The sequence below is a fragment of the Pedobacter jamesrossensis genome (assembly GCF_042650905.1).
GTDB lineage: Bacteria > Bacteroidota > Bacteroidia > Sphingobacteriales > Sphingobacteriaceae > Pedobacter > Pedobacter jamesrossensis.
Window position 1 is genome coordinate 1 of sequence record NZ_JBHSBY010000123.1, and the last position, 21,836, is coordinate 21,836.

Annotated in this window: 21 protein-coding genes and 1 pseudogene; 12 read left to right on the plus strand and 10 right to left on the minus strand. The window is 41.4% G+C overall.

The annotated features are described in order from the left end of the window. Positions 1 to 88 precede the first annotated feature (88 nt). The 3 genes from ACFOUY_RS13030 to tnpA form a co-directional block, all read right to left on the minus strand. Positions 89 to 583 (minus strand): IS66 family transposase, encoded by a 495-nt coding sequence (locus ACFOUY_RS13030; RefSeq protein ID WP_378961237.1) that lies wholly within the window; start codon positions 581 to 583, stop codon positions 89 to 91. Positions 584 to 658: 75 nt separating this feature from the next. After that, complete coding sequence (tnpB, locus tag ACFOUY_RS13035; RefSeq protein ID WP_378961239.1) at positions 659 to 1,024, minus strand: IS66 family insertion sequence element accessory protein TnpB; 366 nt, start codon at positions 1,022 to 1,024, stop codon at positions 659 to 661. Further along, on the minus strand, positions 1,021 to 1,374 hold the full coding sequence (tnpA, locus tag ACFOUY_RS13040; RefSeq protein WP_378961241.1) for an IS66 family insertion sequence element accessory protein TnpA: 354 nt from the start codon (positions 1,372 to 1,374) through the stop codon (positions 1,021 to 1,023). The genes tnpB and tnpA overlap by 4 nt, the downstream gene beginning before the upstream one ends. A gap of 61 nt (positions 1,375 to 1,435) precedes the next feature. On the opposite strand from tnpA, the gene ACFOUY_RS13045 reads away from it, so the two are divergent. Both ACFOUY_RS13045 and ACFOUY_RS13050 read left to right on the plus strand, forming a co-directional pair. Beyond that, the gene (locus ACFOUY_RS13045) at positions 1,436 to 1,651 is read left to right on the plus strand and encodes a hypothetical protein (RefSeq protein ID WP_378961243.1); all 216 of its coding nucleotides are present in this window, start codon (positions 1,436 to 1,438) and stop codon (positions 1,649 to 1,651) included. Between the two features lie 61 nt (positions 1,652 to 1,712). Next, on the plus strand, positions 1,713 to 1,880 hold the full coding sequence (locus ACFOUY_RS13050; RefSeq protein WP_378961244.1) for a hypothetical protein: 168 nt from the start codon (positions 1,713 to 1,715) through the stop codon (positions 1,878 to 1,880). A gap of 139 nt (positions 1,881 to 2,019) precedes the next feature. Here ACFOUY_RS13050 and ACFOUY_RS13055 read toward each other — a convergent pair whose 3' ends face one another. Continuing rightward, positions 2,020 to 2,262: a DUF3253 domain-containing protein gene (locus ACFOUY_RS13055; protein ID WP_378961246.1), complete on the minus strand. Its 243-nt coding sequence runs from the start codon at positions 2,260 to 2,262 to the stop codon at positions 2,020 to 2,022. Positions 2,263 to 2,495: 233 nt separating this feature from the next. Between ACFOUY_RS13055 and ACFOUY_RS13060 the strand changes: the two genes are divergently transcribed. Then, positions 2,496 to 2,741, plus strand: a complete 246-nt coding sequence (locus tag ACFOUY_RS13060) for a hypothetical protein (protein ID WP_378961248.1) — start codon at positions 2,496 to 2,498, stop codon at positions 2,739 to 2,741. A gap of 912 nt (positions 2,742 to 3,653) precedes the next feature. Here the strand turns inward: ACFOUY_RS13060 and ACFOUY_RS13065 are convergent. Then, positions 3,654 to 4,271 (minus strand): alpha-ketoglutarate-dependent dioxygenase AlkB family protein, encoded by a 618-nt coding sequence (locus tag ACFOUY_RS13065; RefSeq protein ID WP_378961250.1) that lies wholly within the window; start codon positions 4,269 to 4,271, stop codon positions 3,654 to 3,656. A gap of 4 nt (positions 4,272 to 4,275) precedes the next feature. Next, positions 4,276 to 4,761 carry a hypothetical protein gene (locus ACFOUY_RS13070; RefSeq protein WP_378961252.1) on the minus strand — a complete coding sequence of 162 codons (486 nt, stop codon included), beginning with the start codon at positions 4,759 to 4,761 and terminating at the stop codon, positions 4,276 to 4,278. A 218-nt stretch (positions 4,762 to 4,979) separates the two neighbouring features. On the opposite strand from ACFOUY_RS13070, the gene ACFOUY_RS13075 reads away from it, so the two are divergent. Genes ACFOUY_RS13075 through ACFOUY_RS13085 form a run of 3 tightly spaced genes read left to right on the plus strand, consistent with a single transcriptional unit; the run spans position 4,980 to position 10,455 of the window. Next, on the plus strand, positions 4,980 to 5,708 hold the full coding sequence (locus ACFOUY_RS13075; RefSeq protein WP_378961254.1) for an ImuA family protein: 729 nt from the start codon (positions 4,980 to 4,982) through the stop codon (positions 5,706 to 5,708). After that, positions 5,708 to 7,210 carry a Y-family DNA polymerase gene (locus ACFOUY_RS13080; protein WP_378961256.1) on the plus strand — a complete coding sequence of 501 codons (1,503 nt, stop codon included), beginning with the start codon at positions 5,708 to 5,710 and terminating at the stop codon, positions 7,208 to 7,210. Before ACFOUY_RS13075 ends, ACFOUY_RS13080 begins: the two co-directional genes overlap by 1 nt. An 11-nt stretch (positions 7,211 to 7,221) precedes the next feature. Continuing rightward, the gene (locus ACFOUY_RS13085) at positions 7,222 to 10,455 is read left to right on the plus strand and encodes an error-prone DNA polymerase (protein WP_378961258.1); all 3,234 of its coding nucleotides are present in this window, start codon (positions 7,222 to 7,224) and stop codon (positions 10,453 to 10,455) included. Between the two features lie 451 nt (positions 10,456 to 10,906). On the opposite strand, the gene ACFOUY_RS13090 is transcribed toward ACFOUY_RS13085, so the two are convergent. After that, the gene (locus ACFOUY_RS13090) at positions 10,907 to 11,737 is read right to left on the minus strand and encodes a PRC-barrel domain-containing protein (RefSeq protein WP_378961259.1); all 831 of its coding nucleotides are present in this window, start codon (positions 11,735 to 11,737) and stop codon (positions 10,907 to 10,909) included. A gap of 605 nt (positions 11,738 to 12,342) precedes the next feature. On the opposite strand from ACFOUY_RS13090, the gene ACFOUY_RS13095 reads away from it, so the two are divergent. The 3 genes and pseudogenes from ACFOUY_RS13095 (at position 12,343) to ACFOUY_RS13105 (ending at position 15,310) form a co-directional block, all read left to right on the plus strand. Next, entirely contained in the window at positions 12,343 to 13,032 is a 690-nt protein-coding gene (locus ACFOUY_RS13095) for a DUF421 domain-containing protein (protein WP_378961261.1), read from the plus strand. Positions 13,033 to 13,175: 143 nt separating this feature from the next. Further along, positions 13,176 to 13,514, plus strand: a pseudogene (locus ACFOUY_RS13100) (DUF1810 family protein); the annotation flags it as partial. 362 nt (positions 13,515 to 13,876) lie between these two features. Then, a complete protein-coding gene (locus tag ACFOUY_RS13105) occupies positions 13,877 to 15,310 on the plus strand; it encodes a DNA/RNA non-specific endonuclease (RefSeq protein WP_378961262.1) in 1,434 nt (477 codons plus the stop codon). Positions 15,311 to 15,429: 119 nt separating this feature from the next. On the opposite strand, the gene ACFOUY_RS13110 is transcribed toward ACFOUY_RS13105, so the two are convergent. The 3 genes from ACFOUY_RS13110 to ACFOUY_RS13120 all read right to left on the minus strand — a co-directional run bounded on the left by ACFOUY_RS13110 (position 15,430) and on the right by ACFOUY_RS13120 (position 17,443). Next, complete coding sequence (locus tag ACFOUY_RS13110; RefSeq protein ID WP_378961263.1) at positions 15,430 to 15,609, minus strand: histone H1; 180 nt, start codon at positions 15,607 to 15,609, stop codon at positions 15,430 to 15,432. Positions 15,610 to 15,699: 90 nt separating this feature from the next. Further along, complete coding sequence (locus ACFOUY_RS13115) at positions 15,700 to 16,083, minus strand: hypothetical protein (protein WP_378961265.1); 384 nt, start codon at positions 16,081 to 16,083, stop codon at positions 15,700 to 15,702. A 106-nt stretch (positions 16,084 to 16,189) separates the two neighbouring features. Further along, positions 16,190 to 17,443, minus strand: coding sequence for a serine hydrolase domain-containing protein (locus tag ACFOUY_RS13120; RefSeq protein WP_378961267.1), 1,254 nt, complete (start codon positions 17,441 to 17,443; stop codon positions 16,190 to 16,192). A gap of 292 nt (positions 17,444 to 17,735) precedes the next feature. Here ACFOUY_RS13120 and ACFOUY_RS13125 point away from each other — a divergent pair, with 292 nt between their 5' ends. The 3 genes from ACFOUY_RS13125 to ACFOUY_RS13135 all read left to right on the plus strand — a co-directional run bounded on the left by ACFOUY_RS13125 (position 17,736) and on the right by ACFOUY_RS13135 (position 21,646). Then, on the plus strand, positions 17,736 to 17,999 hold the full coding sequence (locus ACFOUY_RS13125; protein ID WP_378961269.1) for a SusF/SusE family outer membrane protein: 264 nt from the start codon (positions 17,736 to 17,738) through the stop codon (positions 17,997 to 17,999). Between the two features lie 388 nt (positions 18,000 to 18,387). Beyond that, on the plus strand, positions 18,388 to 19,500 hold the full coding sequence (locus ACFOUY_RS13130) for a Gfo/Idh/MocA family protein (protein WP_378961271.1): 1,113 nt from the start codon (positions 18,388 to 18,390) through the stop codon (positions 19,498 to 19,500). A 199-nt stretch (positions 19,501 to 19,699) separates the two neighbouring features. Beyond that, positions 19,700 to 21,646, plus strand: a complete 1,947-nt coding sequence (locus ACFOUY_RS13135; RefSeq protein ID WP_378961273.1) for a glycoside hydrolase family 97 protein — start codon at positions 19,700 to 19,702, stop codon at positions 21,644 to 21,646. The last annotated feature ends 190 nt before the right edge of the window (positions 21,647 to 21,836 follow it).

Consider the following 21,836-nt stretch of genomic DNA (forward strand, 5'->3'; position numbering starts at 1 on the left):
CCGAACAAATCAAAGGAATAAGGATAAGTTCAGAGCCAGAGTGAAACCTAAAGTAACTAAAAATCAAAAAGATGCAATATAAAAATCCTTAACTTAATGACATTGCACCTGCCGGAGTAGGGAGCAAATATTTATAGCGTATTATCTTTTTGGCACTTAGGCGTGCTGGATTGCATTTAAGGCGGTAAGTAATTTCACTTCCTGTACATTTGCTCCCCTGGGGAATATTGTCAGGATGGATTTCCTGCACTTCATCCACAAGGTTCTCAGGAATGACAAAGTGCTTCTTTTTTTGTTTTTCAGATTGCTGTGGTTTGTTTGCGATGGCTTTGGAAGGCTCAGGCACCGTAACCTCAATGGTTACTTCCTCAGTCAGTCCAAGGCGGAGCTGACCGGGAGTTTCTTCCCTGCCCAGATAACGTTCGCTTTTGCTACCAAAGCTAAGCTTAAGCAATTGTTCCACCCGATGCAACAGCTGTTCGTTCATCGCACGCAATTGCTTAAGATCTTCCCGGATCAGGATGTTATCCTGCCTGGCCTGCTCATACAATTCCTTATAGTCAATCTGCTCTGTTGGCTGCATTAATGGCGTTTTCTTATCTTAAAAATAAGAAATACCATCTCTTTTTGCAAGTATTTTGCAATGTTTTTTTTGCCCTTATTGCTCTAAAGTCAGGTTGGTTTTCCTATTGCCTGTACGCTGTTTTTCTTTCTGGAATTCTATGCCCCGTATTACCTGCAACAACTGGATCTCACTGATATGTCTACCCTGGCCATCTGCCCGAAGCGGGGGGACTTCGAAGTTTCCATTGTCCATTTTCTTGTAATAAATCACAAAACCCCCATGCTCCCAAAATAGCAGTTTGATACTCTGACGGGATCTGCTCACAAAGATGAAGACATCTCCGTTGCCGGGATCTCTATTCAATTCGCCCCGGACAATACCTGCAAGCCCATTAAAGCTTTTCCGTCCATCAACACAGTCTGGATAAACGAAATATTTTTTGTCGCCAGGTACCATCATCCCTTATACTTATTAAGTAATGAACCAATGTAATCGGCCTCCACCTGCTGATGAAGATTGATCGTCAGGGCACCTAAACATAAACTGGCAAAAAATGTTGGTGAAGGCGGTGAAGATAAAATGGATTCCTCAACAGAAAGTTCTATGAATTTGCCCTGAGCAGGATATTTACCCTGGCGCCTATGTTTTTGCCAGGTATAAAAAGTGCCACTAGGTACGCCATGGGATTTGCAGAACGCTGCAACTGAAATTGTATTCCTGGTAATTTCGTATTCTTCGAGCAATTTAATGATCTCATGCTTGCTACGAAAATTGATCTTACGGCCTGCTTTGCTATTTCTATGTTCCATAATAAATATTTTATGGAACCAAATTTAGAGCATCATTAATTGCGAGTCAATATGCACCGTAGTGTTAGCTTACGTTCAAGACTTAGAGGAAGTTCATGAAAGGATTAAGAAAGATTCAAAAAAATCATACGATCCCGATGAGGTTAAGCCTGAAATTGATGGTCTTTCTGAACAGATCAAAGGTAGCGATGCTGATAGTGATAAGTCCTTAGGAAAGGAATCAGAAGAAAGTAATAAGCAGAAGCAAAATCAGGGCAGCGACGCTGGAAAGAATTAAATGAAAGCCCCCGATCAGGAACAAGAACTTTACAATTAAAAATATTCTAAAATATATCATCATGGCCAAAACTAAAATACAGCAAGAACCGGGTAATAAAAAAGTCGATGCCGTCAAAGAACAATCAGATAGCAAAAAAAAGCAAAGTTCAGATAGTAAACGAAGCAATAATGTTAAAACTGCGGATAAGAAAGCTGATTTTGAAAATCCTAAAGATGATCCCGCGTAGTTCCTACACGCAGGTAGAATCCATCACTTTTTTTAGTGTTGATAAACTTAGAAGCTTTAATTTTCTTCGCGGAAATAAATGTGCGTTCTAAAGAGAGATTTTCGCTGGCTGCGAAAGTACTATATCCTGTAATAACTGTTCAGACAATCTTGATGCGGATTGGCCCTTTATAGCTATTTACATCAATGGCCAACCCTTTATGCGTAATCAATACCTTTCCCGCATTTTGGAGCTCGATAGCCACAGCAATTACCTCTTTCATGTGCTCACGCCAATCATCAGGAAAAATCATACGGGCAATTTCGGATGGACAGGTACTTTTCGCATTGCCCCTGCTTGTTGCGGTTAATAAAATGGTGTCGGATATAGCTTTATTATGCATATGCTTGTAACAAAAATCTATAAGTTAGCCTAAATTATCATTACTTGCTTTAAATGGTCAAGTGATGAAACATACTAGTAAGCGGAGTTATTTTCAGGAACCACTTGGCTGATTTTAGGCTGCAATCCAATTTTTGCATAGTTAATTATGGATAAAAAGACTTACAACTTTTAGTTATTTTATGGAAACAATTAACTTTCATAAGTGTTCTATAATAGCCTAAATAAACTGATTTGCACTTCAAAAAAATGATTATGAAAAAGTATAAATTTCTACTTGTAAGCCTTGTTTCACTGGTGTTCGCAGCCTGTAGCGGTGAGAAAGCAGACCAGGAACATGCAGACAGCATGAATAAATACACCGATACAAATTATTCCACTGTAGATACCAATAGTGTTGATAGCGCTAGAACAAAGGATTTTCCAGACAGTACTACAAATGCGCCGAGGATGAGTGGGGGGAAAGGAAAAGTGGAGTAAGGGTGACAAATGGTAAGGAATTTGTCCGTTTTATTTTTAACTATTGATGGAAAGATATTATAGAGCATTAACCGTTCATGTTCTAAAAATCCTGTTCTAAATTTGTCGAGCCTTGCCAGGATTTATAGATAGTTATAACCTTAGAACGAATAACCGATTTTACGCAGATTCATGATTCGTCTCTAAAAAAACTTAAAAAGAGGATATTGATCCCGCTTAAAGGAGAATAAAATTCAGGTTTGGGTTTAAAGTGCAGATTCGCGGAATTTAATTTTAGCTGCGAATTCTAGCCAGTGATCAAAACAATACCCCTATAGTTCTCCAACTCCATTGGGAATACAAGAACGTCTAGATTTCCAAGAACTTATCAAGTGTTTATATCTCCAATTAGTTAATGGCAATCGCCTGGTTGTCTGTAATTAAGAACACTGGGGTCAGTGGTAAGTATTTCAGGCCATGCGAGAATCTTCCAACTAAAACCATATTAAACTAAGTAAATATTAACGCTGATTATCATAAGCCCAGATTATCATAAATATTACATTAGATCTCCAAATAGTGGAATCGATGTTGAGTTCGAAAAGTAAACCTTTACTGAAAGCTATGACAATCTATTTACATTAATGATTTGGAAGCACGAGTATGCGATGCGAAACTTTGCCATATTCACTCATGATATTGAACTGATCTTAAATTCTGCTGCCTGATAGGTTGTCTTTTCCATAATATTTTGAATTAATTATGGTACTGAGCTGTTTTCATTCAGCAAAAGCAACGGAATAATTGGAAATAAGGTCAAAAGGCCACAGGTGAGTTTATGCCGAAATTTCTTTCTGCGTGCCGGAATGAAAACCTAAATTTAGACCCGATTAAAGGAAAAAATCACACAAAAAACTTATAGAAGCTTTGGAATTAAGCTGAAATCTTTCTAAAGGTCAGATTTATCCTCGGCCCCAAAAAAAGGCTTGACTTGGCAATCCGATGTTCCCATTTGGACTGCAGATCACCTTTCATAATCAATAGCGAACCATGCTCCAGGCGAATGGAATATTTTTCATTGTGATCATCTTTTCGTCTAATGTCAAAACTTCTTACCGCGCCTAAGGACAAGGATGCAATAATGGGGTGTGACCCCATAACGGTTTCCTTATCACTATGCCAGGCCACTGAATCCTTTCCGTCCCGGTAATAGTTCAAGAGCACACTGTTAAAGGATATTCCGGCAATGGGTTCTACCAGAGACTTTAACCAGCGCAGCTCCGGTGTCCAGGCTAAAGGCATTGATTTACCTAACCTACCATAGTCTATTCCAAGCCGATCCCCATACCAGGCCGTCAAGCGAGGCGTGAGTACCTCCCTATCATACATTTTAACCAGCTTTTGGCTCCAAGGCACATCTGCAATAAAGTCATTTAACAGCATATTGCTTTTTTCCTCCGCCAGGAATCCGGCCGTGTACTCCAGCACATCCAATGGCAATCCCCTGGACTGTCCCGCGGGCGCGAATAAACTCATTTGTTCGATGATCATTTGATTAATATCCCCAACCTGCCATATTCTTTTTCCATATGCCCGGCCTTGCGGTCACGGAAAAATCCTGGGAGAAGTCATGATTGAATACCTTAAAGCTAACCGGCCATTCATCCTTCAAGAGTCCGGAGACAAATCTGGAGAAAATGCCTTCAAAACTACGGAAGTTAATCCCAGCCTTGCAGACCACTAAATATTCCTGGTCTGACCTGCAGAGTACCTCACTGATCAAATTAGGCCATCTTGAGCTAATCTGCAATGGAAGATCGTTAAAATGTTGCTCGTCGATGAGTGCAGAAACACCACTAAAAAGCTCCAGAGAAAAATCATCCCCACTAAGCTGTCTCCATTTTCCATCAAGTTTTTCCAGGCTACCAAGGAGTATCCCATCAGCCACCACACGCCAGGGTTCTCCGGCAGAGAATTGAATTACCTGATAGACCAGCGTTGAATACTCATCTACTTTCAAAAAATAGTCCAGTTCAATCATAAAAAAGGAGATTTTATATCATTTAATATCCAAATATATTAAAATTACTAATATAAATAGCATTTACTAACATTAAAAAACTGTACTAAATCTACACAGAGGTCAATATTATATTTTTTTGTCAACAAATACAAAATACTAATATTTTTAGTTTTAATTTTGTTGTAGCAGTATGGAAGTATTTTTATTGCTGTAAAATTTGCAAAAAGGAGGACGTCATGGCAGAGAGCAAGCAGGTTATCATTGACAGGCTGCAACAGCAGATCTTAAAGATCCAGGGTTTTAAGTCCGGATCGCAGGGGCAGACAATAGACTTTGGTCTGGGTGGAATGACTGCATCCTTTCCCAATCACATCTTTCCAACAGCCGCCATCCATGAATTTTTGGGTACAAACCTGGAGGATGCGGCCGCTACGGGTGGATTTATCAGCGCATTGCTAGCTCCCCTCATGCGAAATGGCGGTCCTTGTCTGTGGATCAGCACCTCGGGAAAAATCTTTCCGCCCTCGCTGACACCTTTTGGCATTTCGCCCGACCGCATCATCTTTATTGATCTTCAAAAAGAAAAGGATGTACTCTGGGCTACCGAGGAAGCATTAAAATGTGAAAGCCTCGCGGCAGTCATCACCGAGATTGATGAAATAAGTTTTGCGCAGTCCCGAAGGTTGCAGCTGGTGATTGAAAAAAGCCGGGTTACGAGTTTCATCATCCGAAAACATGCAGAAAAACTCAGCTCCACCACAGCGGTTGCAAGGTGGAAGATATCTTCTCTTCCAAGCGAGCCAGTTGAGGGAATGCCCGGGCTGGGATTTCCGAGGTGGGCGGTTGAGCTGCTGAAGGTCAAAAACGGGCTAACGGGCAGATGGACAATGGAATATTCGTCGGGGCAATTCCATCCTATCCAGGAAGAGCCGGAATACATTCAAGAAACCCGAAAAGCCGTATAATGAAAAAAAGATACATGTCCATATGGTTCCCGACCTTGCTTACCGACTGGATCCGCATCAAGCGGCCAGCCCTAAAAGCATTGCCCCTTGTCTTTTCAGATAAGGAAGGTAACCGAATGGTCATTACCGCCACCAGTAATGAAGCCTCAGGGCAAGGCATCCAGAATGGTATGCCTCTTGCGGATGCCAGGGCTATCCTGCCTGAGCTGGAAGTCATAGAGAACCAGTTGCACCGTGCACCAAAAATCCTCAGGGCATTAGGTGCCTGGTGTATTCGCTATTCCCCGCTTGTTGGAATAGAGCAAAGTGATGGGCTAATCTTAGACATCAGCGGATGCGCCCACCTTTGGGGCGGGGAAAGGGAATACCTACGGGAGATTGTTAACCGCCTGAGAAGTTCTGGTTATTATGTCAGGGCAGCTATTGCTGATACCATGGGAACTGCATGGGCGATATCCAGATATGGCAGAATTTCCCCTATTATTAAAACAGGGGAAGAAGTCAATGCGCTATTACCACTACCACCAATGGCTTTGAGGTTAGATCAGCAGGTATCTCAAAAACTCATCAAATTGGGGCTTAGTACTGTGGGGAGCTTTATCACCATGCCCAGATCAGCCTTAAGAAGACGGATTGGAAACCAGGCGATGGAACGGATCGAACAGGCCGTCGGACAAAAGGAAGAGTCCTTTGTACCCATTCAGGTTCCGGAGCCATACAGTGAACGCCTGGCCAGCATGGAGCCGATCAGAACCCGAAAAGGTATTGAGCTAGCCATTGAGAAACTGCTTAGCGAGCTATGTAAAAAGCTAAACAAGGATGGGATGGGGCTGCGAATAGCTACCCTCCAGAGTTTTCGTGTTGATGGAAAGATACTCCGAAGTGAAATCGGTACCAATAGCCCAAGCGCCAACGTACAGCATCTTTTCAAGCTTTTTGAGTTAAAGATTGACCAGATTGAACCCAAAATGGGGATAGAACTATTTACCATGGAGGCTGAAAAGGTTGAAGAACTGAATCCCATCCAGGAAGCGATATGGCAAAGCCTGCAAAGCATGCAGGATAGACAGGTATCTGAACTTCTGGACCGGATAGCCGGAAAGGTTGGAACGGCGGCCATCCAGCGGTTCTTACCCCAGCCATACCACTGGCCGGAGCGCTCGATTATAAAAGTAGCATCATTAAAAGATCCCTTACCACTTCCCTGGCGAACGGACCGACTGAGGCCGGTACAACTGCTTAAGGTTCCAGAACACATTCAGGTGACTGCCCCTATCCCGGATTATCCGCCCATGGTATTCCGATACCAGGGACTTACCCATCAAATCAAAAAGGCCGATGGCCCCGAGCGGATTGAGCGGGAATGGTGGCTGGATGAGGGCGAGCACCGGGATTATTACCAGGTAGAAGATGAGCATGGCAAACGCTACTGGCTCTTCAGGTCCGGCCATTACAGCTCGGAGAAAACCTCGGGATGGTTTATACATGGATTTTTCGCATAAGTATTTCAATAATGAACTATACAGAACTTCAGGTCACCAGCAACTTCAGCTTTTTAAGGGGCGCCTCGCACCCCGAGGAACTTATCGAGCAGGCCGCAGCAATGGGTTACACCAAGCTGGCCATTACCGACCGGAATACCCTGGCCGGAATAGTCCGTGCACACAGCGCCAGCCGAAACCTCGACATCAAACTCATACCAGCCTGCAGGATCGACCTATTGGACGGGCCATCCCTGCTTGCCTATCCTATAAATCAGGAAGGATATAGCCGGTTATCAGCGCTGCTCAGCCTAGGAAACCTGCGGGCAGAAAAAGGATCCTGCCACCTGTACCAGGCCGATGTATTTGAATACAACCGTGGAATGAAATTCATTGTGATCCCACCCGATGGATTAAACAGCCTGTTTGATTTTGAGGAAGGTTTTAAATCACAGCTAATAGCCTACCGACAGGTTTTTGGCGAGCACCTGTACATTGCCGCCACCAGGAACTACAACGGGGATGACCATAAAAAGCTCTTCCGGCTGGATCAGCTTTCCAAAACACTCAATATCCCGCTGATTGCAACAAATGATGTGCATTACCACGACCCCCGTCGCAGGGAGCTTCAGGACATCCTGACCTGCACCCGGGAAAAGTGCACCATACAAACCGCCGGATTTCTGCTTCATCAGAATGCGGAACGGCATTTAAAGGACGCCAGTGAAATGACCAGGCTGTTCAGGCAATATCCTCAGGCCATTGCCAATGCACAGCAACTGGCCGATGCCTGCGATTTTTCGCTGGATAGCTTAAAGTATGTTTATCCGGATGAACTGACTAGTGAAGGCAGAACACCAATGGAAGAGCTCACTCACCTCAGCTGGAAAGGCGCCAGGGAAATGTTCGGGGAGCAGATCCCAGAAAAAATCGTCCACAATATCCAGTATGAATTGAGGTTCATGGAAGAAATGAATTATGCCTCTTATTTTCTTACCGTTTACGACATTGTAAAGTTTGCCGGATCTAAAGGCATCCTTTGCCAGGGACGCGGTTCTGCGGCCAATTCCACGGTGTGTTATTGCCTTGGCATTACCTCTGTGAACCCGACCAAATTCGATTTACTGTTCGAGCGCTTCATCTCTTCAGCCAGAAATGAGCCGCCTGATATTGATGTGGATTTTGAGCATGAACGCAGGGAAGAAGTTATCCAGTATATCTATTCCAAATATGGCCGGGACCGTGCCGCCATTGTGGCTACTGTTACCCAGCAGCACCAGAAGGGTGCGATCCGTGACGTGGGAAAAGCCATGGGACTTTCTGTAGACACAGTAAACAAGCTTTCGGGCGCAATCTGGGAATTCACCGATGAGTGGTTTGATGAGGCCCGAATAAAAGAAGCAGGACTAAATGCCAATGACCCTCATTTAAAAAAAGTACTTCAGCTCACCGGGCAAATGATGGGCTTTCCAAGACAGCTTGGACAGCATACCGGAGGCTTTGTGATTACCCAGGGAAAGCTCACCGACCTCTGCCCAATCCTGAATGCAAGGATGGCGGATCGAACCAATATTGAGTGGAACAAAGATGATATAGATGCACTGGGCTTCTTAAAGATAGATATACTTGCCCTTGGCATGTTAACCTGCATCCGGAAAGCTTTCGACCTGGCCAAAAAGCATTATAATCTTGATCTCAGTCTGGCCAAGATCAACGAAAAAGATGACCCAAAGGTCTATGAAATGATTAGTCACGCGGATACAATTGGGGTGTTCCAGATTGAGAGCCGTGCCCAGCAGTCTATGCTGCCACGCTTACGGCCAAATTGTTTTTATGATCTGGTAATCGAGGTGGCTATTGTACGCCCCGGCCCAATCCAGGGAGATATGGTGCATCCCTATCTGCGCAGAAGAAACGGAGAGGAAGCGGTAGACTATCCCTCACCTGAATTAAAGGAGATATTGGGTAGAACCCTAGGAGTACCCCTGTTTCAGGAACAGGCCATGAAGATAGCCATTGTAGCGGCAGGCTTTTCACCCGCCGAGGCCGATGCATTAAGACGAAGCATGGCCACTTTTAAGTTCAAGGGTCTGGTGAATCAGTTCGAAAAAAAACTGATTGATGGCATGCTGGAGCGCGGCTACAGCGAAGAATTTGCCAAACGCATTTTTCGTCAACTGGAAGGCTTTGGCAGTTACGGATTCCCGGAAAGCCATGCCGCCAGTTTTGCCCTGCTGGTCTATGTATCCTGCTGGCTAAAATGTTACTATCCAGATGTATTTGCAGCAGCATTGCTCAACAGTATGCCGATGGGCTTTTACCAACCCGCACAAATTGTTATCGACGCCGGAAACCATGGCGTAAAGGTTCGGCCTGTGGACATCAATTATTCCACATGGGATAACCTGCTGGAAGAAAAATGCGAAAGATACCACGCCATCCGACTGGGCTTCAGACAAATCAAAGGCATCCAGCAGGAAGATATGGAAACCCTTACAAAAAACAGAACCCAACCCTACCAGACGATTCCGGAACTTATGGATGCCGGTATTTCGCAAAACACCCTGGAAAGACTTGCCGATGCAGATGCTTTCCGCTCCATTGGTCTAGACCGCAGAAGAGCATTATGGGAGGTATCGGCCCTGCCTGACCGCCCCATTGCCCTTTTTGAAAACCAGCCCTCAGAAACTAAATACGAAACGCAGATTGCCCTGCCACTAATGAGTGATTCAGAACATGTGGTTCAGGATTATGCGACCACTGCCTTATCATTAAAAGCACATCCAATCTGCTTTATCAGGGAAAAACTGAGTCTGCTCCGGATTCTTTCCACGAAAGAAACCAGTGAATCCCAGGATGGAAGACTCATCAAGGTAGCTGGCCTTGTGCTCGTCCGCCAAAGGCCAGGAACGGCTGGAGGCGTATGCTTTATAACCATTGAAGATGAAAGCGGTGTAGCCAACCTGGTCGTCTTTCAGCAACTCTTCGAAAAATACAGAAAAGAAATCCTGGGGGCAAGGCTGCTGATGGTGGAGGGAAAAGTGCAGAAAGAAGGTGAAGTGGTACACGTGATCGTAAAACGCTGCTTTGATTTAACCAAGATGTTAAAAAAACTGACAGAAAAGGAAAATGAGGATCTGCCCCTGCTTACCCTATCCAGAGCCGATGAGCGAAATCCGTTTCCCACCGAAAACAAGCGAACACAAGTACGAAAAGAAGAAAGCGATAAGGGCACCGTTTTTCCACCCGCGAGGAATTTCAAATAAAAAGCACCTTATTATTACGCTTAAATTTATCAAATGATGAAACTGTTTTCATATTCCACTGTTTTTGATAAAAAGATTATCGGCTAATCATAACTTTTTAACAAGCTCATTTATCATTCATCGATTTAAGATATCCGGTGAGAGAATTAAGATCAATGAAAATTTTACGCCTGCCGATTGAGAATACATTTACTGATAGGAAGTGGAATATATTTTTTATTTTCTTTATCCAAGCGTGTCTGTATTCCATGCACGTCCCCTATTACCAGGCAGTGAAATTGTTATACTAAAAATTCTGCACTGGCTCGTGTATAATTTAGCCTTTTGATTCAAAGGCGTGTTAGGAACGAGAATACTTCAACAGAAAATAAAATCGTTATAAATAACAGGCCTCTGATATAATTCTTTTAATTCAATTTTTTACAAAAAAACTAAAGACTATATCCGAATTTTATGAGTTATGCGCCGTAATCGCATCTCCCAGACTAATTACAAAATGCGCATCCAAATGATCCATTGTCCGCCATTTGGTGCCATCATGTCCTGGTTCCGCATATATTACGCCGATTTTGTTTTCTCCTTCAGAAATCCTGTATGTACCATTCTCTTGTAGCGCTACGGTGAAAACTCCGTGCGTTGTATTGACCGTGAAAGTATCTTGCTTTCCAGGGACAGGATGATCTTTGATAAGACCACTTGATTTGCCTGTCTCCGAATTATCAATAAGTTGATGAATGACGTGGTGTTCTTCTCTACGGTTCTCGGGCATTGATTCTGGTGCAGATTCGGCAGATTTTGTTTCATTTTTTCTTAATGTAACATTGCCCCTGTCAAAATGATGATGGGCATAAAAATCCGGAAGGTTCATTTCTACAATCTCTTCTTCTATCCTCAAGGCGGCCGGGCTTCCGATTGCCGATCTGATTTTCATTTCTGTGTCCCTGGTGACTTCTCCGATAATATAGCGAGGCATCGAGTTATACTGCGCTTCCTCCAAAACAGGTATGACTACCTCCTTTTTAGCTTCCCCAAGGTTAGCTAATCCTATAGGGATTAGGATCGCTTTGTCTTCTGTTATCGAAAGATCAGCATCGAGATCAACAATAACATAACGGATCGCGTTTTGCTCCGGATCGAAAAGCAAATCTCTCACTTTTCCGACCGGGGTTTGGCTTTCATCGATCACCGGCCAGCCTGTAATGTCAGCTTCTCCATCTACAATTGTATATTCCTCGTTTGATAATTCCCTGAGATTTAAATATTCTATATTTCCTGAATTCATGTTTTATTTTTAAAGGATAAATTATCTTATCCCTCTTTTAAACATCACTTGGGTTAAATGGTTTTCTTTATTAGCTTAACTACTAATTTCTACCAAAATCTGATTATTAAATCTGGTCCATCAAAAATCAGATAAAGAAATGCACTCCATTAATTAGCTAAGCAACTCATCAGTAACATATCCCGTTTCCGGACCTTTTAATCCTATAGACTTTTCCGGGAAGTAAATCTTATCCCTTAGATAAACTGATTTTTGATATAGGGTAATCTAGAACAGGACACTGAAAATCGCATTGGCAATTGGACATAACCTTAATATTACAACAGCATTAAAAGACAATGGTTTTTTTCTTGAGATCTAGATAAACAGTTTTTCGCTAACGGGATTCGAAAGATATAAATTCTGTTTTTTTCATTTAAGTCGATAATTGCATTTTATAGAATTCAAAAACCCGAACAATAGCAACAACATTACGTTGCTATCCGGCCATTAAGAATACCCGGTATTATTTAGATTTTCGTGATAACAACACCTTAAAAAAAATATGTCAAAAACCTTGTTAATTCTCGACTGTTACCATTGATATATTTATTTAATTAAGAAACATGATGATTGAATGGACACAACTAATTGTTGGCGATGAGGATTGGGATTTTCTGATCGAAATATCCGTAAGAACACTCCTAATGTATATAATCATTCTAACGGGCCTGCGTCTCCTAGGAAAACGAGGTGTAAAGCAGCTTTCTGTATTCGAGATGGTTGTCATTATTAGTCTGGGTTCTGCCGCTGGTGACCCTATGTTCTACAAAGAAATAGGCTTAATGGTACCTGTGGTGATTTTTACCATTATCGTTGGCGCCTACAAGCTAACTACCTTTTTAATGGCAAAAAACAAACGTATTGAGGATTTGGTCGAAGGCAAGGCTACCTATTTGATTGAGGATGGTGAATTTTCAATAAGTGAATTTAAAAAGGAAAGCCTAGCTCAGGATGAGTTTTTTGCTGAATTACGGCAGCAGGGCGTTTCCCATTTGGGGCAGGTAAAAACGGCGATATTAGAGACATCGGGAAATGTCAGCATTTTCTTTTTTGAAAAGGAAGATATTAAATTAGGTCTACCAATTTTGCCAAGGCTTTTTGAAAATGCCATAGAAAAGATTATTCATAGCGGGCACTATGCATGTACATTTTGTGGCAACGTGGATGAAATTCCGGCTCAGATGGCTATGGAATGTGAAAGATGCGGGCATAAGGAATGGGTATCGGCCATTTCCGAGCGAAGAATTAGTTAATCCAGCCCTAAATAGGCTCCTGCCATTGACCATAAAATTTGCAAAGACGATTTAGTTGGCATTAATCATAAAAAATTTCTAGATGCCCACAACCAAGTTTACCAACGGGCACTTGAAGAGGTCAGAAATGAAAAAAAACATCTCACTGGATGTGGTATATTTTCCCTCAGTTATTGGGGTTGGGAAAAAGCGAACTAGCGGTCGATTATGCCATCCATAGCCTTGCAGAAGCTACTAGCTACCTCCAACACCCCGTCCTCTCTAAGCACCTCGTAGAAATCTCTACAGCCATATCGGAAATACAAGATAAAGATATCGTCGAGATTCCTGGGGAAACAGATGCACTTAAGCTTAAGTCCTGTATGACTCTATTCATGCAGGTTAGGGAGGCATATAAGATATTCTCGGAGGTTCTCCAAAAATATTTTGGTGGTCAGGCAGACTCCAAGACTATAGCGCTTTTGTCCGCCCATAAATTATAGATATTTTCTCCCAATGGGCTTATCGGCACCTGATATTGATGGTTTCTAAATAGAAAATCGCAGTGGATCGGAGCACCCATCCTGGATTGGTATCTACATTTGCAAACCATTAATTCGCATTAAAGATTGGATTAATTTCCCCTTAACATTTTGATTCCAGCTATATTCTAAGCATATGAACCCCCCTGACAATCGATTTCCCATTTCTGGTGCTAGCAGCCAGTCCATTGGCACATCCAAGGGACAATCGCTAATATGTTAGTATTAATTTAACATTGCAAATGTCTTTTCTAGCTACCTTTGCCGAGTCCTAAAAAGAAAGTCTATCATTAGCGCAATCAGTTAGATCTCAAAAACAAACTATGAAATTTAAAAACATCCTTATCTATTCAGGATTTATTGGAATCCTGTCTCTATCCGCTTGTTCTAAAAAAACAGCAATTGATGGAGAAACCCCCATCCTTCCTCCAAAAGCGCCAACCACTTACAGCATCACCGAAACTTTCGAATCCGGAGTCAAAACTGCTTACGCTTTAGACAGTGTTCAGTTGCTCACAGGCAAATGGACCTTTAGCGATGCACTAATAGGCAATCTTGCAGCCGATGCAAAAAATGGCGCGAAGTCCGTTCGTTTAAGAACCGGCTATTTATCGATGAACTTTGATGTATCGGGAGCTAAAATAATATATGTTTCTCATGCAAAATATGGTACAGATGCCAATTCAAGCTGGCAGCTTCTGGCCTCCACAGATGGCGGGAAAACGTACACCCAATTGGGGACAGATATCGCCGAAACCAGCACTACCCTCGTGACTGACTCGTTCAAAGTTAGCACGACAGGCAAAATACGTTTTCAGGTTAAGAAAGCCGGAACCACCAGAATAAACATTGATGATATTATTTTTAAAGGCACTGGCGATCCGGGTATTATCGTAGGTGCACCAGATACTGATCCTGTTGATAATGGAAATGCCACTACCCCAACTCCGGGCAGAGGAACCCCCGAAGCAGGTGCCGATGCACCCCCATCGGGAGGCGACAATTCGAATTTATTGTTTGGTAACCCCTCATCTGCATCAACATCAATTGTCTCAGCAGAAAACTATCTGATAGATCAAAAATACTATGTAGAAAGCTACAGCATGAGCCGCGGAATACCCAATTGGGTAAGCTGGCATCTAGACCCAGATAACTTTAATGGAACAGCAAGCAGAAAAGATGATTTCGCTTCATTTACCGGCCTACCCGCAAATTGGTACCAGGTACAGAGCAATAGCTATTCCGGTTCTGGTTTCGACCGGGGACACAACTGCCCTAGCGGGGACCGGACCAGCTCAAGTACGGCGAACTCGGCTACCTTCTTAATGACCAATATGATCCCACAGGCACCCAACAACAACCAGAAAACATGGGAATCTTTTGAAAGCTATCTCCGCGCCCAGGCATTAAACGGCTATGAGGTCTATGTGATCATGGGCAATTACGGTACAGGCGGTATCGGTTCGGCAAGTGCCTCTGTTGTCAATACGATAAATAGCGGAAAAGTGACGGTTCCTGCAAACGTATGGAAAATAGCCGTATTACTGAAAACCGGAGATAATGATCTGAACAGAGTGAGCGCTTCGACCAGAGTGATTGCAATCAATACACCGAACATCAACAGCACGAGTGCAAGTTGGAAAGACTATATCGTCTCTGTTCGCGATATTGAAAGCGCAACAGGCTATAATTTACTCTCAAATCTTCCACAAAATATACAAGATGTAGTGGAGAAAGTGAGAGATAGCGGCAATTAGTACACGAAATCGTTTATTTATAGAGTTTTAGCAAAAAAAACTAAAATAAAATGAAACGTCAAAAAATTCTCCTGGCAAAAATTGCCAGGAGATTATAAGTCCCCAAAACAGTGATATTTCTATTTATCGCTGTTTTTCTTTTCAGTCACTTCAGCTCTGATTTCCTGAGCCAAAACCTTCAAATCCTGCATAGCTTTGCGTACACGGGTACCCGCTGCTGCATTACCACCATCATAAAATTTTGCCGCATCAGCCTCAATGCCTGCAACCACTTCTTTTAATTTCGAAAACTTGTCCATAATTGGTTTTTATTGGTGCAAAATGCACCGGATGTATAAAAATTTTTATAACCCCTTATAATAAACGGGGCTCTAAATTAGCAAAACCTTTTAAAGTCCCATACCCTGGCTTTGTGTTTCTGCCTTTTCCTTGTCTTTGGAAACACTGACCGCCTTATCCAAAGCAGTCTCTTTCAAGAATTGCTCCCGCTTTTCTGCCTTTCCATCCAATGTAAAAAAATTTACCTGTGAATAGCGGGGAACAGCTTCAATATTCAAGGTGACTTTGGCACCATCCTTTTCAACGGTAACTGCAGCCTTATCCCCATTTTTCATTGCCGTTTCAAGTGCTTCCCTTGTTTTTGGGTCCGCCAGCTCTTTAAATTCGTACCTATCCAAAACAGCCTTCAGATCAAATCCGTAAGCCGGGTCATGATATTGGTTGACCATAAAGTTTTGATTTTTATCCCTTGTCCCTTGCATGTCCAATTTCAAATTATTTAATGAGAAACCTTTGTCCCACTGTGGGGCGGAAACGGTTCAAATTAGCAACAAATTTATAGCTGATTTAAAGCGAATAGCATTTCGACAAGAAGATTAACTATTTCATAGCTTGATAAACTAATACTTTAAATTTATCGGCTATTTCGCCATGTTTTAATGGGAACTGCTGCAAAAACAATAATCCTGAGATTTTTTCTTTAGGATCTGCCCAATAAGAGGTGGCAAAAAAGCCGCCCCAAGCTATACTCCCTTCAGTTACACCCAACTTGCCATTACCTTTAGCAGTGGTAATTTGAAAGCCCAGACCAAACTTATCATCTCCTAAAGATAGCTCACCTATTTGGTTTTTAGTCATAATCTCTACGGTATGTCTGGCTAAAAGTTGTTTGCCATTATAACTACCGCCATTGATAAATAATTGCAAAAAAGCGGCATAATCCGTGATGGTAGAAACTAAGCCTGCTCCACCAGCAAAATAGCCATTATCATTAATTGGATAATCTTTTGAACTGCCGGGAAAAGTATTTTTAACCCATTTTGTTGGCTTCTTATTGTTATCATCTTCGGTATAAACATTTACCAACCTATCTCTTTTGGCAATTGGCAAATTAAAATAAGTATCCTTCATACCCAATGGAATAAATACACGCTGCTCGAAAAACTGATCCAAAGGTAAACCCGATGCCACTTCTACCAATCTGCCTAAAACATCTATACTTAAACTATAATTAAAACGCTCGCCGGGATTAAACTCTAAAGGTAAAGTGCCAAGTATATCAATTGCATTAGCTAACAGCTGTTTATGATCAGAAAAGCCAGCCTGAATACCTGCTTTTTGATAAATTGCCTTCATTTTTGGCGAACCAATTTGTGCATATCCAATGCCAGAGGTATGTGTAAGCAAATCTCTTATCGTTATTTCTCGCTTTGCTGCAATAGTGGTATAACTAGAATCCTTTTCATTAAACTTATCTACCAACTTAGGTTTGGCAAATGATGGGATGTATTTTGATATTGGGTCATCTAACAAAAATTTACCTTCTTCCCATAACATCATTACAGCAGTACTGGTAATGGCTTTGGTTTGAGAGGCAATGCGGAATATCGCATCCTTTTGCATCACTTTCTTATTCTCCATATCATCCATACCAAATGCCCTGTAATACACTGGTTTACCATCTTTCATCACCAAGCAAACTGCTCCAACAATCCAGTTGCTATCAATATAGTTTGTCATTACCTTATCAATCCTGTTTAACCTGTCGGGATAAAAATCTTTGCTTTGATTTTCTTGGGCATGTACCTTAACAACCCAAAATAAAATATTGATGATAAAGAATATACGTTTCATGTTTCTAGAGATTAAGCTGATCTAATATAAGAAGTCACCGAGCAAAATCGGAGGCTTCTGTTGAAATGAATAATTAGAACTTATATGTCGCAGCTATAAAAACTGCTCTTTTCGGATTATAAATTGTAAAATACTGGGTTTTGTTTGCAATAGCAGCATTAAATTGCGTTTGATTAAAGCTTCCAGCCCCAATAAGCTGTGCTAAAAGATTACCTGATATTGCCGAACTCATCACCCGATACTTATTAAAAAGGTTATTGATATTCGCGATCGGTGAAAGTTTTGTGGTTATATGACCCTTAATCCATCAAACAATACGCAATTTACCTGGACAGGGCGTTTAACTGCTGGCGAGGTTAAGTTTGCAACACAAAAAAGCTTCTCTTCTGATTTCTTTGTTGCCGCTACAGCCAGCCAATCAATCTCTAACAGTAAAGCGCAAACTGCACTGAGCGGAAATCCAGATATAAAATGGAAATTAACTGCAAGCGATGCAGGTACCTATCTCATTACGCTAGATATGAAAGCAGTCACAGTAACCTTTCAGAAACAATAAAAATTAAAAAACTTTAGTAAATCACTTTGCACGTCACATATTAACTATTTAACATGTGGCGTGCTTTTTTTGTGGAGCCATCTGTAAAATAAGCCGTAAAACTTAACAATATGATCTCCGTCTGAGGTTTTAATTGTGTTGACGATGTCCGATTTTGCAGGTTGATAAAAAACAGTTGTCGACATGAATTAACTTTAAAAACGGCAACCAGATTCAATTCAGCAGAAAAGTCGTTTGAAATATGTACTTGATAGGTTCCTTACCAATATTCATGTGTACAGCTTTCAATTAGGTTTGTGTTTATCTATCTGATCATTAATCAAAATAGATCCAAATGAAGAAAATTGTTTAACATAAAAAACTAAATTGCACTCAAAAAGCCGAAAACATGAATCAAAATTTCTTTTTCAAGGTCACTTCATATGCCTTGTTTATAATAGTTTTTTTATGCTCCGCTGGTAATGCGATTGCACAGAAAAAGCTTAATGTTGTGCTTGCTGGATTAAATCATGATCATGTTTACCAAATCATGAACAGTTATGAAAAGGGCGAGGTCAACATTGTTGGCATCTCAGAAAGCAATGCCGACTTGATCAAAAGGTTCAAGCAACGGTACCAGTTACCTGATTCGCTGTTCAATCCGAATTTAAGCTCGCTTTTAAAGACGCGAAAACCAGATGTAGTACTGGCGTACAATGCAATAAATGACCATTTGGCTGTTGTTGAAGCCGCAGCGCCATTGGGAATAGCTGTAATGGTGGAAAAACCACTGGCAACATCCGTTGAACAGGCGGAACGTATGGCGTTACTTGCCAGACGGTACAAGATTCATTTATTGACTAATTATGAAACAACCTGGTATGCGAGTAATCAACAAGCTTATGCGAAGATCAAGACCAATAATGAAATTGGAAAGATCAGAAAGATGGTGGTCCATGACGGGCATCAGGGACCAAAAGAAATAAATGTGAGCAGGGAGTTTTTAAGCTGGCTTACCGACCCGGTAAAAAATGGCGGGGGCGCAATTGTTGATTTTGGTTGCTACGGTGCCAACTTGATGACCTGGCTGATGGATGGGCAGGCACCTATAGCGGTCACGGCCATTACCCGTCAGATAAAAAAAGACGTGTATCCAAATGTGGATGATGATGCGACTATTCTTTTGGAATATCCAGAAGCATTGGGTATCATCGAGGCATCATGGAATTGGCCGTTTTCCATTAAGGATATGGAGGTTTTCGGGCAGACCGGTTATATTCAAGCCGTAAATCCGACTACCCTTAGAACCAAAGAGAAAGAAGGTGCCCCCTATAGAGAATCTCTGGCAACGCAGCTTCCAGCGAGATTAAGTAGTCACCTCAACTATCTTTCGGCGTTGTTGAGCGATGAAATTAAATCCGAACAGGATTTATCCAGTTTAGAGAATAACCTCATTGTAGTGAAAATTTTGGAAGCAGCAAAAAAATCTGCGAAGTCTGGCCGCAGGATAATCATAAAATAAAGAATGGTCTGAACTATCGAACCTCAGTATTAAATTTAGTAGAGCTGGCTTTGTGAGCAATGACAGAAATATTCAAAATGACAATCAAAGGTCCAATTCTGATACTAAATCGTTTTATATTGATTTGAATAGCATTTATTTTTATATATATTTGGTATACCGACCAATTTAAAACCATTGTACCTGATTTTTCAAGCTTATGAAGTTTAGATTATTTATCGTTATCGCATTATTTCTTTCAGTTAAACTTTATAGCGCACCAATAGTGCTTTTCTCTCCAGATAAAAAAGTAAAGGTTACTGTTGATATAGGGAATAAGATCATGTATTCTGTTGAGGTTAATGGCGACCAGGTACTTGTAAATTCTTTTCTGCAATTGATTTTAGCTAAGGAACATTTAGGCGAAAACCCACAATTGTTGAAAAAACTAATTTCAGCTCATGCTGATGTTTCAAGACCCGTTGTGCCGTTCAAAAATAGCAGTGTAGAAAATAAATACAACCTGCTCCATCTTGATTTTAGAAAAGACTATAGTGTAGAGTTTCGCGCTTACAACGATGGTATTGCCTACCGCTTCATTACCAATAAAAAAGATTCGGTAATCGTTGAAAATGAAGGGGTACATTTAGCGTTCGCAAAAAATGTAAGCACAGCATATCTGGAAACCAAGAGTTTCATGACCGCCTATGAAATCCTGTACCAAAATAAAAACACGAAGGATCTTGCCCCTCAAAACATGAACGTTTTGCCAATTTTATTTAACGATTCGAAATACAAGATTCTTCTTTCGGAAGCTGATCTGTACGATTATCCTGCGATGTTTGTTAAAGTAAATGGAAACGGCATAGATGCGGTTTTTCCCAAAGTACCAGAGGTTTACGCGCCCAATGGCGACAGAAATTTAAAGATTGTCAAAGAACACGATTATATTGCGAAAACTGCGGGAATGCGTTGTTATCCGTGGCGGTTTATGGTCATTACAGATAGAGATGAGGCATTGGCGGAAAATCAAATGGTCTATAAACTATCCACACCTAATCAAATCAAAGATTTTTCATGGATTAAGCCGGGACAGGTTACATGGGAATGGTGGCATAACGCCTATGTCTATGGTGTGGATTTTAAATCTGGATACAATCAGGAAACTTACAAATATTACATCGATTTTGCCTCTAAGTTTAAAATCCCCTACATCATTATGGATGAGGGATGGGCTAAGACAACTTTAAATCCATACGAGCCAAACCCAAAAATAAACCTGCAGGAATTAATTGCTTATGGTAAGCAGAAAAACGTAAAAATAGTTTTATGGTTTACATGGCTGGCCGTTGAGCAAAATCCTGATATATTCAAAAAACTTGAAGAATGGGGAATTGCCGGAATGAAAGTGGATTTTATGGACAGAAGTGACCAGTGGATGGTTAACTATTATACAAAAGTTGCCAAAGAAGCTGCAAAGCACCACATATTAATCGATTTTCATGGCGCCTTTAAACCGGCAGGTCTAGAGATTGCTTACCCAAATGTGCTATCATATGAAGGTGTAATTGGTATGGAACAGAACATTGGTGGTGGACTGGCAACGCCCGATAACAACCTCTACCTGCCATTTTTAAGAAATGCCGTTGGCCCAATGGATTACACCCCCGGAGCAATGCGTTCCGGTCATCCGAAGGATTATAAACCAAATTGGGTTAACGTTATGAGCATCGGCACAAGAGCGCATCAGGTTGCGATGTACATAGTTTTTGAAAGTGGATTCCAGATGCTGGCCGATAATCCTTTCAACTATCTGCGCGAACCCGAAACAACATCATTTATCACCAACGTTCCTGTTACATGGGATGAGACAAAAGTACTCAAGGCAGAGGTCGGCCAATATATTGTTACGGCAAAAAGAAAAGGTCAAGATTGGTTTCTGGGTGCAATGACAAACAGTACTGAGCGAAAATTGGTAATAGAAACTGCCTTTCTTCCAAAGGGTAAAACCTATGAGTTAACGTTAATAAAGGATGGTATAAATGCTGATGTTCAGGCCATGGACTTTAAAAGATTGACGATTAAAATTAATAGTGGCGAGAAAATAAACATGGATATGGTTAAGGATGGAGGCTATGCCGCACGCTTCACCCCAATCAACAACTAAATTATTAAGTTGTTCATTTAATTAAACACTTATTTTAGTTCTGGCTGGATTCGATTGGGCAAAATCTGTGAAGCCACCCTTTTACCAGGTGCAAAAAGGTTTTTTTTATTTAAGTTGCTTTTCAAACAGCTGTAAAAGCTATTTAAGTTCCACTTACTTTAAAAATATAACAGCTATCAACAACCTCAGC